General features: G+C 33.2%; 18 protein-coding genes. 5 read left to right on the top strand and 13 right to left on the bottom strand.

Features of this window, described 5'->3' with window-relative positions:
• Positions 1–76: 76 nt before the first annotated feature.
• Positions 77–1,120: a serine hydrolase domain-containing protein gene (locus QZ659_RS18815; protein WP_291728318.1), complete on the top strand. Its 1,044-nt coding sequence runs from the start codon at positions 77–79 to the stop codon at positions 1,118–1,120.
• Position 1,121: 1 nt separating this feature from the next.
• On the opposite strand, the gene QZ659_RS18820 is transcribed toward QZ659_RS18815, so the two are convergent.
• The 8 genes from QZ659_RS18820 to QZ659_RS18855 form a co-directional block, all read right to left on the bottom strand.
• Positions 1,122–1,583 carry a GNAT family N-acetyltransferase gene (locus tag QZ659_RS18820; RefSeq protein WP_291728320.1) on the bottom strand — a complete coding sequence of 154 codons (462 nt, stop codon included), beginning with the start codon at positions 1,581–1,583 and terminating at the stop codon, positions 1,122–1,124.
• An 18-nt stretch (positions 1,584–1,601) separates the two neighbouring features.
• Entirely contained in the window at positions 1,602–1,895 is a 294-nt protein-coding gene (locus QZ659_RS18825; protein ID WP_291728322.1) for a hypothetical protein, read from the bottom strand.
• Positions 1,896–1,924: 29 nt separating this feature from the next.
• The gene (locus tag QZ659_RS18830) at positions 1,925–2,656 is read right to left on the bottom strand and encodes a leucine-rich repeat domain-containing protein (protein WP_291728324.1); all 732 of its coding nucleotides are present in this window, start codon (positions 2,654–2,656) and stop codon (positions 1,925–1,927) included.
• Positions 2,657–2,672: 16 nt separating this feature from the next.
• Entirely contained in the window at positions 2,673–3,410 is a 738-nt protein-coding gene (locus QZ659_RS18835) for a hypothetical protein (protein ID WP_291728326.1), read from the bottom strand.
• 68 nt (positions 3,411–3,478) lie between these two features.
• Positions 3,479–4,669, bottom strand: a complete 1,191-nt coding sequence (mnmA, locus tag QZ659_RS18840; RefSeq protein ID WP_291728328.1) for a tRNA 2-thiouridine(34) synthase MnmA — start codon at positions 4,667–4,669, stop codon at positions 3,479–3,481.
• 108 nt (positions 4,670–4,777) lie between these two features.
• The gene (locus tag QZ659_RS18845) at positions 4,778–5,020 is read right to left on the bottom strand and encodes a DUF6952 family protein (protein WP_291728330.1); all 243 of its coding nucleotides are present in this window, start codon (positions 5,018–5,020) and stop codon (positions 4,778–4,780) included.
• 123 nt (positions 5,021–5,143) lie between these two features.
• Positions 5,144–5,458 (bottom strand): thioredoxin family protein, encoded by a 315-nt coding sequence (locus QZ659_RS18850; protein WP_291728332.1) that lies wholly within the window; start codon positions 5,456–5,458, stop codon positions 5,144–5,146.
• Positions 5,459–5,634: 176 nt separating this feature from the next.
• A complete protein-coding gene (locus QZ659_RS18855; RefSeq protein ID WP_291728334.1) occupies positions 5,635–6,717 on the bottom strand; it encodes a hypothetical protein in 1,083 nt (360 codons plus the stop codon).
• Between the two features lie 186 nt (positions 6,718–6,903).
• Between QZ659_RS18855 and QZ659_RS18860 the strand changes: the two genes are divergently transcribed.
• The 4 genes from QZ659_RS18860 (at position 6,904) to QZ659_RS18875 (ending at position 10,109) form a co-directional block, all read left to right on the top strand.
• Positions 6,904–7,851: a glycosyltransferase family 2 protein gene (locus tag QZ659_RS18860; RefSeq protein WP_291728336.1), complete on the top strand. Its 948-nt coding sequence runs from the start codon at positions 6,904–6,906 to the stop codon at positions 7,849–7,851.
• Positions 7,852–7,968: 117 nt separating this feature from the next.
• Positions 7,969–8,634: a thermonuclease family protein gene (locus QZ659_RS18865; protein WP_291728338.1), complete on the top strand. Its 666-nt coding sequence runs from the start codon at positions 7,969–7,971 to the stop codon at positions 8,632–8,634.
• 56 nt (positions 8,635–8,690) lie between these two features.
• Complete coding sequence (rsmG, locus tag QZ659_RS18870; RefSeq protein WP_291728339.1) at positions 8,691–9,329, top strand: 16S rRNA (guanine(527)-N(7))-methyltransferase RsmG; 639 nt, start codon at positions 8,691–8,693, stop codon at positions 9,327–9,329.
• 9 nt (positions 9,330–9,338) lie between these two features.
• The gene (locus QZ659_RS18875) at positions 9,339–10,109 is read left to right on the top strand and encodes an RNA methyltransferase (RefSeq protein ID WP_291728341.1); all 771 of its coding nucleotides are present in this window, start codon (positions 9,339–9,341) and stop codon (positions 10,107–10,109) included.
• Here the strand turns inward: QZ659_RS18875 and QZ659_RS18880 are convergent.
• The 5 genes from QZ659_RS18880 to QZ659_RS18900 all read right to left on the bottom strand — a co-directional run bounded on the left by QZ659_RS18880 (position 10,056) and on the right by QZ659_RS18900 (position 13,283).
• Complete coding sequence (locus QZ659_RS18880) at positions 10,056–10,508, bottom strand: hypothetical protein (protein ID WP_291728343.1); 453 nt, start codon at positions 10,506–10,508, stop codon at positions 10,056–10,058. The two genes, QZ659_RS18875 and QZ659_RS18880, sit on opposite strands and share 54 nt — an antisense overlap.
• Positions 10,480–10,950, bottom strand: a complete 471-nt coding sequence (locus tag QZ659_RS18885) for a hypothetical protein (protein ID WP_291728345.1) — start codon at positions 10,948–10,950, stop codon at positions 10,480–10,482. The genes QZ659_RS18880 and QZ659_RS18885 overlap by 29 nt, the downstream gene beginning before the upstream one ends.
• Before the next feature lie 45 nt (positions 10,951–10,995).
• Complete coding sequence (locus QZ659_RS18890; protein ID WP_291728347.1) at positions 10,996–11,760, bottom strand: sterol desaturase family protein; 765 nt, start codon at positions 11,758–11,760, stop codon at positions 10,996–10,998.
• Between the two features lie 245 nt (positions 11,761–12,005).
• A complete protein-coding gene (trhA, locus tag QZ659_RS18895) occupies positions 12,006–12,653 on the bottom strand; it encodes a PAQR family membrane homeostasis protein TrhA (RefSeq protein ID WP_291728348.1) in 648 nt (215 codons plus the stop codon).
• A 45-nt stretch (positions 12,654–12,698) separates the two neighbouring features.
• A complete protein-coding gene (locus QZ659_RS18900; RefSeq protein WP_291728349.1) occupies positions 12,699–13,283 on the bottom strand; it encodes a sigma-70 family RNA polymerase sigma factor in 585 nt (194 codons plus the stop codon).
• Between the last annotated feature and the right edge of the window lie 167 nt (positions 13,284–13,450).

Consider the following 13,450-nt stretch of genomic DNA (forward strand, 5'->3'; position numbering starts at 1 on the left):
AATTGAAAATTAATCCCTAATTTACGATTTTGCAACTAAAATCATATAGTGCCATTTTACCAAAACTAAAAATATCATGTGGAATCGTTTTTTTATATTTTTTTTGTTTGTAGCAATGTTTGCTTGCAAATCTAAAGAGGAAGAAAATATTGAGCCTCAACCCTCAGAAGAGTGGGAGTTTGCATCACCCGAAGAACTAAACTGGAATACAAGCAAACTAGAAGAGCTAAAAACTTTTTTAATAGACCAAAATACAAAATCTTTCATGGTTTTGGTAGATGATAAGATAGTGGTAGAAGAGTATTTTAATGGACATAATCAAAATGATACGTGGCAATGGAATAGTGCAGGGAAAGTTTTAGTAACTACTACCATTGGAATAGCTCAACAAGAAGGCTTACTCAACATAAATGATAAAGTATCAGATTACTTAGGAACAGGTTGGACAGATATGCCAATAGAGAAAGAAAATTTAATTACTATCAAGGATTTGCTTAGTATGACTTCAGGTATTGATGATACAAAGCAATTGGTCATAAAATCAAACCTTACCTATGTAGCTGACGCAGGAAGCAGATGGGCGTATGGAAATGTTTTTCAAAAGTTAATAGATGTGGTAACAGAAGCAAGCAATCAAGATTTTAAGGATTACTTTGATGAGAAAGTGTCTAATAAAATTGGAATGAATGGATTTTGGGATTATGGCTTGATTTTTAAAATCTACCATAGCGATACTAGGAGTATGGCTAAATTTGGTCAGTTTGCTATCAATAAAGGCAAATGGAAAGAAGAACAGATTTTGAATAATGACTTTTTCAATGAAAGTGTTAGCTCTTCTCAAAACATGAACCCCTCCTATGGCTATATGTGGTGGCTCAATGGAAAGTCTAGTTTTATGACTCCACAGAGCCAACTTGTATTTGATGGGGCTATCGTTCCCAATGCTCCTAATGATATGTATGCTGCTATGGGAGCTTCGGAGCAAAGGCTGTATCTTGTACCAAGTAAGAATATGATAGTAATCAGAATGGGAGAAAGTACCTCTGTTTCAGAATCTGAATTTGCTATATCAGAGTTTGATAATGTTTTTTGGCAAAAACTAAATGAAGTCATTAACTAAGCTAGTAAGAGGTCTGTTTGATAGCTTCCCATTTTTTCATAGTCATTTCAAACTTTATCTCATTATTAGACAAAATTTCGCTTTCCTTCCATCCTAATTTTCTGTAAAAAGTCTCGGCTCTTGACTGTTTTTCTGTGGAGAGCCAAACTTTTTCTTTGCCTTGCCCAAAATACCACTCTAACATTTGATTTTGAAGCTGTGTGCCAATTCCCATTTTTTCATAGTCAGGGTGTATAAATAAAGCCCAAATATTAGATTCTTTCAAGTCAGCAATAGCAAAACCTTGTATTTTTCCATCCACTTCACAAACCCAACCTTTTCCTCTAATAGTCACAAATTCCTCACAATCTTTGTCAGTTACCAAACTTGGATTAGATAATACATTTTCTTTGACGGAGTGTCTAACTATTTGAATCTGTGATATGTCTTCGATGTTGGCTTCTCTTATGATATGAGTTTGCATAGAGTTGTATATTTTATATTAATGCAAGTCAGTTTCCCACTCTTCATAAGGAGGACTAACTTCAAAACTAGAGTCATAATAAGAACGAATATAGTCAGTAGCTCTTTTTTCTGCATATTTTGCATTCAAAACAGTCCCCTCCTCATCGATTTCAATAACATTGGCAAAAATAGCAAAAGTTTTTTCTATGGCACTTGGTTCTGTACCATAAAGATTTATATAATCTATTCCTTCAAGATTATAATGTGTTCCACTTGCCATAAAATAAGCAAATGTTCTTAAAGCTCCACTGAATGAATGGCTTAGTTTCATACTATTTTTTTAAAAAATATTTTATGGAATTAGTTTCCATATCTTCTATTTGCTATTTCATTTTTTACTTCTTTCCAGTTTACCTTTTTAAAATGCTCATAATAGTCTTCCTTAGCTGGCTGTTTCAAATTCATTCCTCCTTTATGTGGATACGAAACATAGGCACTCGCAGGTTTAGGTAAGCTATTTGTACATTCGTCTGAGCAGGAGTTTACCAGTAAGGGTAATACATCTTTTCCTATCCACAATGAAATCCATAATTGATTTGTCTTCTCTTGTTTAATTTTCTTTTTACAAACACTACAATTTATAATTTCACTATCATATCTGACTGGATTGTTTGTTAGGTCTGGAAAAGGTCTTCTGTAATTATAATTTCCGTATAAAGCTCTTGTGCTTATTGTGCTGTCCCTTATCTTTTTACAGTTGATAATCTCATAAGGAAACCAATGTAAATCATAAGAAGTGTAAGGGTAAAAACCTTTTAACGATTCCATTTCTCCTATTTCTGGTGGAATACGTTTTAGTTTACTTCCATAGAGCCAGATTTTTTTTACTTTTTTGAGTTTGGCAATCGTTTTTGGAAGTGTATAAATTTGAGAGTAAAGTTCCTTTCCTAAATACTTGTAAGGATGAAATTCTTCAATTCCTTCTTCTGCTACTTTCTCCACATACTCACATAGTTTTTTCCAAGCCAAAGAGGTTTCATCTTGGACATTGTTTTCTATATTTACTAATTTCTCTTCATAGTCTGAATCCATGAGTTTTTTGATTTAATTACTTATCATTTTTTACTGATTGTCCAAAGAAGTAACCCAAAATTAGAAGAAAAGCACTTTCAACAATATTTGATATTTCTGTTCCTGTAAACATAGCAACTATAAAACTAATGCTCATTATCAGTAACAGAAAACCTCCTAAAATTGACGCAATAGACTCTTTCCCAAATATCCTTAGCCATATCTGCGACCTTTTATCAAAAATATCTAGCTTATCTTTCGTTAGTTCAAGCTCTTTCTTTTCAGAATTAAACCTTGCTTCTTCCTCATCTAGCCTCTCCTTTTCTATTTTAAACTCACCTGTTTGTTCTCTTAATTCGTTTAGTTCTTGAGTTAGCTTTTGCCTTAAATCGTCTTCAGAAATAGCATTTACTAACTCGTAGATAGAAGTTATTTTTTTATCTTCTGTTTTACTGCTAATTTCGTTGATGATTGCTTTCTTTATATCAAGAAGGAAGTGTGTAGCGTTATAAGAAAAACTTAAAAAGTAATCTTCTTCATTGATGAACTCCTCTCTGAGAAAATCTACTCCTAGTTTATATGAGAAATGTAACTCAGAATCATGATTTGTCAAAATATCATCTATCTTATTTTTTATTTGATTTAACTCATTAATAGAAAGAGTTTCTAACTTCGATTTAGAAGTATTTAGAATAGCAAATTTTTTCTTAATGCTGTCTTGAGAAACACTCATAAAATAATTTTGTGCTTCTTCTTTAGTTTTGAACTTTCTCATATTGATTGAGTATTGTAAGAAATAATTTGTTCTTGTTTACCTGTTAAAGCAAACAAGAACAAAAAATTCTAAACCTTCTTAGGCTTATAAACCTCCGTAGGAAAAGGATTTTTCTCTATGCGTTCGTTTCCAATTTGTTGGAAGGAAGAAGAAATCCAACCTCCACCCACAACATCATCGCCATCATAAAAAACAGCAGACTGCCCAGGAGCAATGGCATCGACAGGCTCGTGGAAAAGAACTGTTATTTCGTCGCCATTTTGGGTAAGCGTAGCAGAAGCTCCAACGTGATGCACCCTAACTTTGGTTATGGTTTGGAGTTCGCCTTCAATTTTTGCAAACTTTTGTAAGTTGAGTTTCTTTACAACCATTCCATCTCTATATAAATCTTCTTTGAAACCTAAAATAACCTCGTTGGTATCTTTTTTAATCTCAACAACATAAGCAGGCTCGCCAAGTGCAATGCCTAAACCTTTTCTTTGTCCGACAGTATAAAATGGATAACCTTTGTGTTTTCCGATAACCTCACCAGTTGTCATGACAAAATTTCCTTCTCCTACTTTTTCCTCTAAATCTGGAACTCGTCTTTTCAAGAAACTACGATAATCATTGTCTGGAATAAAACAGATTTCATACGATTCTGATTTCTTGACAAGCTCATCAAAACCTCTATCCAATGCCATCTGACGGATTTGTGCTTTGGTAAGATTGCCTAAAGGAAGCATTGTTCTACTCAAACTCTCTTGTGAAACGCCCCACAAAACATACGATTGGTCTTTTTTAGTATCGACACCTTTCGAAACTACAAAACGTCCGTTTTCTTCTCTAATATTGGCATAATGACCCGTCGCAATGTACTGACAACCCAAATTATCAGCACGACGTAAAAGTGCATCCCATTTGATATGCGTATTGCAAAGCACACACGGATTAGGTGTTCTGCCTTCCATATATTCTTCTGTAAAATAATCGATGACGTAATCGCCAAATTCGGAGCGAATATCCAAAATATAATGTGGGAAACCCAAATCAACAGCTATCGAACGAGCATCGTTAATAGAATCTAGGCTACAACAGCCTGTTTCTTTTTTCATATTGCCACCAGAAGCAGCATAATCCCACGTTTTCATGGTCATTCCGATGACTTCATAACCTTGTTCGTGTAGCAAAACGGCTGCCAACGAACTATCAATTCCACCACTCATGGCGACCAAAACTCTTCCTTTTGAGTTTGGATTTGGAGTATTTATATTTTTCATAGTATTGTTTTTTGAAATGGATTCAAAGTCCATTAAAAACGTGTAACACAGGCTTTCTAACCTGTGTAAAATAATTAAAAACAGACAGGCTAGAAGCCTATCCTACGGTTAAGAAATCGACTTCCTAACCTTTTGTGTGTATTCACGAATAGCTGTACGTGCGTCAATGCTGTCTTTTGCCATTTTTTCTTTTACCCAAACAGCTGCAATAACGTGCGTAAACTGCTCGCCTTCGTCCTCGCCTTTTACTTCTAAGCTATGCTCTTCACCTTCTTCCATAGCATTTTCGGCTTTTTGGAGTTCTTCTAAAGAGTATTTTTCTACTAATTCTTTAATTGCTGGTATTTTCATTTTTTGATTTATGATTTCATTTCTAGCGCAAGATTTTATCTTGTGCTTACTTACACATTTGCAAGCATAATACTTGTTAAAAAAGAGTGTCCAAGCAGGAAGCTTGAACAAGAGAATCATTAATTAAAGTTTCTCTAAAAGTTCTACTACGCCTTCTTCTTTACTTGTCGAAACGCCTTCTACAAACTCGCCATTTTTAAAGATGGCAAAGAAAGGAAGATTTTTTACACCTGCTAGATTTCTAGTTTCTGGATTGTGTTCAGCATCAACATCTAAAAAAGCAATGTTTTCGAAACGCTCGTCATTAGAAAGACGTTTGTATTTAGGTTTGATAAGGCGACAAGAGCCACACCATCCTGCATAATATTTTACAATTACTTTTTCGTTTTGGTTCAAGTTTTCTTTTACGTTCGAATCGTCTATGTCTATAACTGCCATATCTTGAATTATAAATTATTAGTGATTAAAATTATAAATGTAAAATGCCTCTACACTATTTGATTTGCAAATTTACGAACAAAAAAATAAATAGCTTTTTGTTCTGCCTAAACAACTTTTGTAAAATGTTTATGTTTTAGAATATTTGAGTGGGATAAGTTTTAGATGATTAAGTTTTATTTTTTTGTAAATAACATTTTGATAGGTGTGAAATTCTCTTTGTCCTTTCCTAATATTTTATCCATTTCTGGATCAACATAATAAGCTGTAAACGAAGTGTCTGTTTTGCTTTCCAATTTCCAGTAGTAAGTTTGAACATTTCGGTATCTAGGATTTATGCTAAATAACTTGAGTGTGTCTTGATTGAAGTCCCAACCAGCAATAGGTACAGATGCAAAACTGGTAGTCTCTTTTTTTCCATTGGGTAAGATAACTCCTGTTTCTTGATTTCCACTACGATCAGAATTTAGAACGAGTTCAAAAAAATCAGATTGAGGCGTATTTTTTCTGGGTATAATAGCTGTCCAATTTCCTATTAATTTTTTATCTTCTTCATTATTCCAATAAAACTCTTCTTCTTTGATTGGAATATCTAATTCATAACTATTACGGACTACTGTCATAGAAATTTCTCCTGTTATTTCTATCCTAAAAGGTATCAAAATACCAGAGATATTTCTATAATCACTGAAACTAGATATAAAATAAGTATCTATTATTCTTGTTAGAAGACCTGTTTTTTTATCAAATTCTTCAATGCTACTTCTACCATCATTTTCTATTACTCTAATACGATATACTTCTACAGAATCTTCCTTTTTCTTTTCACCTAGAAATTCCATTTTTTTATTATCTTTTAATAATGCTTGTTCCCCTACTATGTAAAGAGCATCTTTACTACTTTGTAGGTGTTTTTGAGGCAGTGCAATAACATACTCTGGTGTTTTTGAAATACCAACACTATCTATTTGTATTATAGTCTGTCCATTATCAAGTAATTCACAATTGAATTTTCCGTTGATTTTTAGAACCTCTTTTCTTGTGCTGTCTCCGTTAGCATATGCAGTCATAATACATTTTGCTGTTCTTCCAATTGGTAAGTTATCTTCTCCTCCAACGGCTGCAATATAATTCTCTACAACCTGTCTAGCATTAGTAGGAGAGGGGTAAGGGAGTTTTGATTTCTTTTCAGTATATGAAGAGAAAAGTAAAGTTATAAATACAAATGATAATATGATTGTAGGGTATAAAGAACGCATAGTATTAATTTAGAGATAGAATTAAAGATGAAAATCCATAAATATTATACTACAAATATATTCAAATCAGTACAGTTTATCTATTTTCATAATTTTATTGTTAATAAATTTAATTGGTTTTAATAAAAAAACAATCCGTACTTTTGTACTCACATTCATTTATCACTAACCATTCATTATTATTAAATGCTTTCTGTCATCATTCCTATCTACAACGAATCATTGAATATTCATCTGCTTCATGAAAGACTTACAAAAGTGGTTTCTAAATTGGCAAACACGTATGAACTTATTTTTATAAATGATGGAAGCAAGGATAATTCTTTAGAATTGGTAAAGGAGCTTTCTTTGAAAGATAAAAATGTGAAATTCATTGATTTGAGCCGAAATTTCGGTCATCAGATTGCTGTAAGTGCAGGCTTAGATTATTGCAAAGGAGATACAGTTGTTATTATTGATGCTGATTTGCAAGACCCACCCGAACTTATTGAACCGATGTGGGAAAAGCTCAAAGAAGGTTATCAAGTAGTATATGCCAAGCGCAGAGCAAGAGCAGGCGAAGGCTATTTGAAAAAATGGACGGCAAAAATGTTTTATCGTCTGCTTTCCAAGATTACTTCATTTCCTATTCCTGTTGATACGGGCGATTTTAGAATTATGGATAGAAGAGTGGTAGATGGACTAAAGCAAATGAAAGAAAACCATAAATTTTTGCGTGGACAAATTGCTTGGATTGGTTATAAACAAACGTATGTAGAATACGACAGAGCTGAGCGAAATGCAGGTGTTACAGGATATTCTTACAAAAAAATGATAAATCTTGCACTCAATGGAATTACTGCTTTTTCAAATATTCCTATAAAATTTGTTACTATTTCTGGTTTTGTAGTTTCTGCGATTGCCTTTTTGATGATAGTTTATTCATTTATTGCGAAGTATTTTATTGTAGAAGGTTATGTGAGTGGTTGGTCGTCTATCATGGTTAGCATTATGTTTTTGGGAGGTGTTCAGCTTATTAGCTTGGGAATTATTGGAGAATATATCAGTAGGATTAATACAGATGTAAAACAACGTCCTCTTTATTTTGTGGCAGAAACCAATGCAGCACAAGAAGACAAAGCCACAGAGAGATAAGATTTTGAGAATTTAATCGATGAATAGTTATCTAATCTGTAACGAAATGCGTATTTTTGGCAAAATTGTCTAATTTTTCCTTGTTTATTTTTAGGGCTGCTTATAGATTTTTTTAAAATGGAAGAACCAATTAATTATATTTTGTATGGAAGCATCTTAGTTACATTACTTGTAGTGATTTTGATTGTATTTCTATTCAGAAGAAAAATTATGCTTTTCTTGATGACTAACTTTTCTGATAAAGCAGTCAAGACAAAAGTCTTGGAAGTGTTGGAAGGCGATACGATAGTAGTAGATATTCCTAAAAATACGATACAACCAAATTCGGAAACCATTTCTGTAAATGCTGAAAACGAAACTACTTGGACTGTTCGCTTGATTGGTGTAGATACGCCTGAAAGTCGTGCTTCACTTTATATTGATGAAGCTCCCTTCGGACAGGAAGCATTAGCCTATGTAGAAGAAAGACTAACAAAGAACAAAGAGATAATTTTGGTGTTTGATGAGCATTTATTTGATAAATTTGGAAAACATCTAGCTTATCTTTATCTGCCTTCTGGAGAATGTCTGAACAAAACCATTCTTAAAGAAGGCTATGGTTGGACAAGAAATCATGCCTTTGATATAAAATTCAAATCAGAGTTTGAAAAAACACAAGAAAAAGCAAGGCAAAAGCAAAAAGGACTTTGGAATATTTATATCACAAAAGGAATCTTGAAAGAAGAATACAAAGAGTCAGAACACTATAAAGAGTATAGAAAAAGAGTGGACGAAAATGAGTGAAAAAATGGATAATGGACAATTAACAATTAGAAAATCAATCTTATTTTAAATATTCAATGGAAATCATCAAGCGTTATTTTCCTAACCTTACAGAAAAACAACTAGAACAATATTCAGCCTTACAAAATTTGTACGCTGAATGGAACGAAAAAATCAATGTTATTTCACGAAAAGATGTAGATAACCTTTACGAAAGACACGTTTTACACTCAATGAGTATTGCAAAAATAGTGGAGTTTGACCCAAATGATAATATTATCGATATCGGAACGGGTGGAGGTTTTCCCGGTATTCCTTTGGCTATTTTATTTCCACAAACACAGTTTCATTTGGTAGATTCTATTGGAAAGAAAATACGAGTAGTAACTGAAGTTGCAAAAGAAATCGGATTAGAAAATGTAGTGGCAGAACAAATGAGAGTAGAGAAGGCAAAGAAAAATAATTATGATTTTGCTGTTACTCGTGCAGTTGCTCAAACCTCAAAACTATATAATTGGATAAAACCTGCTCTTCGAAAAAATAAGCCTTCTTTGGTTGAAGAAGGAGAGTTCAAACACGGCATTTTAGCTCTCAAAGGAGGAGATTTGAAGGAAGAATTATCTGAATTTAAACACCACACACGTTTGTACAATCTTAGTGATATGTTTGAAGAAGAGTTTTTCGAAACAAAGAAAATTTTATACGTGCCGATTTAAAGTAAAGTTATGACTAACGCCCAACGCAAGTTTTTACGTTCTCTCCAACAAAAAAAAATACGAAAACAAGAAAATGCTTTCTTGATAGAAGGTAGAAAAATTGTTACTGAAACACTTTTAGCCAAATCATCTGCTTACAAAGTGAAACAGCTTTTTGCTACACAAGAATTTTTAGAAAAGTTAGAAAGTAAAAATATTTTGAATAGCAAAGTGAAAGAAGGTGTTGAAATTATTTTATCTACTCAAAAGCAGCTTTCAGAGTCTGGTTCTTTAAAGTCTAACAATGCTGCGATTGCAGTAGTAGAGATTCCTAATGTAGAAGTTCCAAAAAAGTTAGAAAATTTGGCTTTGCTATTGGAAAATATCAATGACCCTGGAAATTTGGGAACGATTATCAGAATTGCAGATTGGTACGGCATAGAAACTATTTTTTGTTCTGAGCAAACTGTAGATTTATACAATCCCAAAACGCTTTCTTCTACGATGGGTTCTTTCCTTCGTGTAAATGTTCATTACGGAGATGAGTTTGAGTTTTTAAAACTTGCAGAAGGAAATAGCTTTGGAGCATTTTTAGACGGACAAAATGTTCATCAGATGAGCTTCCCAAAAAAAGGAATTTTAGTCATCGGAAGCGAATCGCACGGCATATCTGAAAAACTAGGAAAAGAAATTTCAAATAAAATAACTATTCCTAGTTTTGCAAAAGACACAGAAAGTGCAGAATCTCTAAACGCTGCCATCGCTACAGCTATTATTTGTGATAATTGGAGGAGGAACTGATTTTTTCTGTTTCTTCATGTATCTGAAATTTGTAAATAGTATACTCAAAAATGCTATCCAATAAAGCATAGAAAACAAGGTGAATTTTGCTTTTCGGATTTTCTGTTTTTTCTTAAGTTCTTTTACTTTAGTCTCTTTTTGAAAATTGGTATAATCTGCATATTCTCCTCTATTATTTTGAACAAAATATATTTCAGTATTTTTCAGAGCTAAACCTGCTTCAAATGCTTTATAGAAAAAGGCAATAGCCAAAACACCTAGTAAAACAGAAATTAATTTGTATTTAATCTTATTTTTTATCAGTGTTTTAACTATAAAACCAAGAAGAAAAGGAAACGATAACGGAATCAAACTAAATAGATTCATAATTTTAAGGAATTGTAGTTCTGTTGTCTTCAACAATCTCAAAAGTGAAGTAGTCATTTCTCTTCTCGTCTTTCGAAATCAATCTGACTCTTTTTCCTTTTATAGCAAATGTTTTGAAGTCTTTTCTATTAAAAACCTTCCCATCTAAGAGAATTGTATCTCCCTTGAGTTTGTACTCTCCATAGGCGTAGGAATATTTTTCGGAATGGCAGCAAGTTTCTCTCAATACACAATGCCCATCTGTTTTAAACTTAATTTGATGATGTTCATTTTCTATCACAAATAAATTTGTAACTTCTGTCTCGTTTGGTAGGATTCCAAACAGTGCCATAAAAAATACAAAGAGTATAGGGCATAAATAAAACAGACTGCTAAATATTCCTTCATAGGAGGAACTAAAACGAGATGGATAAAAACTACAAGTAGGTAAAAACCCAACCCAAACCAATAAAGAGATTTTAAACTTTTCAAGCATAGTTATAGAAGATTAGATGAACAGAAATTTGATTGATGTAAAATGCTAATTCTGATTATTCTCCACCTCTTCCACAGGAGAAACTAATTCTTGTTTATGTACATCTTTAAAGAGTAACATGTCTTTCAAATTCTCTTCTCGTTCTGTCTCAAAACCACAGGTTTCTTCCCAGTTTTTAGGGTTTCTGTATGTTCCGAAAAGCATATCCCACCAAACAATATCGCCGTAGTTGTATTTGTGTTTTTGATATTCGTGATGAATACGGTGCATCTCTGGTCGTTGGAAAATATAGCCTACCCACTGAGGTGTTTTGACGTTGGTATGATAGAAAAACTCCCCTAAAGCTGTACAGAGGGTATAAAATGCACCAGCTTCTACGCTCAATCCTAAAAAAGTAAATACCAAAAGGCTTCCAATGATAGAATTGACCATCATTTCTAAAGGATGTTTGTAGAATGAAGTAATGACTTCCAAACGCTGTGGACTGTGGTGGATTTGATGAAAATGAAGCCATAGAAAATCAAATTCGTGTCTCCAACGATGCCACCAATAAAAAACAAAAGTGGCAATTACGTAGGCAATAACTCCACCTAACCAAGCTGGAACATGTGCAGAAAGTGAAAACACAGAAACCGAAGAGAGCCATTTTTCCCAAGTATAACCAGCCAAAATAACGATAAGTAGTTGTACAAAATTGACTGCCAAAACTCTAAGTGTCCAAGTAGGAACTTTAGGAAGTTTCCAACCTGGGACAAGTCTTTCAAGAACGAAGCAAAATGCAAAAACGCCAAAAATAATAAGTAATGTCATAATTGAAAAGAAGTTTAGTGAAACAAAGTGAGCTAGATATAGCTCTTAACTTCTCCAAAATTATGTGATTCAAGACTCAATCCATTTGATACATGTCAAAAAGCGAGGTTACATCTAATAATATTGACACAAAAAAATCTGAAAACTACACGTAGTAATTTTCAGACTTATATTTTTAATAAAGGTCAGACCGACAGGTCAGTACCGATAATGAAATAATTTCTCAATTTTCAGTAAACTTTCTATCAGACATATAATCCAATCGCAAAGAAATGACAAATACTTCCCCCTAGTACAAATAAATGCCAAATGGCGTGATGGAAAGGTAATTTTTCCCAAACAAAAAATACTACACCAAGAGAATAAGAAAGTCCACCTATTCCAAGCCAAATTAGTCCTCCTGTGGCTAAGTTTTCAAAGAAAGGCTGTACAGCTACAATAGCCATCCATCCCATAGAAACATAGAGAATGACAGAGAAAAGTTTTGACCTTCCTATAAAAAATAGCTTATAGACAATTCCTAAAAGGGCAATTCCCCATATAACGCCAAAAAGTGACCATCCCCAAGCCCCACGCAACGTAACAAGTGTGAAAGGTGTGTAAGAACCTGCAATAAGGAGGTAAATTGCCATGTGGTCTAGTTTCCAAAAGAGTTTTTTTAGTTCTACAGCTTTTGTTCCGTGATAGAGCGTTGAGGCTGTATAAAGTAGAATTAGTGTTGTTCCGAAGACAGAAAAACTAACTAATTTCCAAACATCTTGAGCTTCATTTGCCCAAATTATAAGATAGGTAAGACCAATAACACTCAAAACTGCTCCCAAACCGTGTGTAATAGTATTGGCAAGTTCTTGATATTGGCTGCTAAATTTTTGAAGTTTCTCTAAAGTTTTCAAAGTATTTTTAGTTTTTAAACACACTAAAGTTGTGTTCTACATTTTTTAATCTACATCAAAACCGTATTGCTTGGCATATTCCATAAGTTTTTCCTTCAAAACGCTTCTTGCTCTGTGCAAACGAGAGCGAACCGTTCCGATAGGAATATCTAAGATTACAGCCATTTCTTCATACGTAAAACCTTCTAAATCGCAAAGAATAATTACTGTTCTGAAATCAACAGGAAGAGAATTTAAAGCTCCTGTAACTTCATCGCCAATTTTGTTTTGCATGGTAGAAGTACGCAAATCGACAGTGTGATTCATTTCAGAAGTTTCTACCGAGGCAGAATTGTAATAATTCTCTACATCTTGGTAATCTACTTTTGAAGGTTCTTTAGTCTTTTTTCTATAATTATTGATAAAGCTATTTTTCAAAATACGAAATAGCCACGCCTTTGCATTTGTACCCACTTCATACGAACCTGCAAAACGATAGGCTTTCAGATAAGCATCTTGAACTAAATCTTTAGCATCGTCTTCATCGAAGGTAAGTTTGTAAGCAAAGTTATACATCGCATCAGAGTGAGGCATAAATTCAGTATTGAAAATATGTAGCTTTTCTCTTTCTGAAAGTGGTTGTTTACTCATAGAATTATTTTTTGAATAGGAAATTTGGTTTTATTTTTTCATAATTCATAATTACGAATTACGAATTTTTTGCCTTAAAAGACAATAATCATTCAAGCAACATAGTTTTGCCTTGATAACTGATAACTGATAACTGATAACTGATAACTGATAACTGATAACTGATA

The organism is Bernardetia sp., from assembly GCF_020630935.1.
In the GTDB taxonomy this organism is placed as follows: Bacteria; Bacteroidota; Bacteroidia; order Cytophagales; family Bernardetiaceae; genus Bernardetia.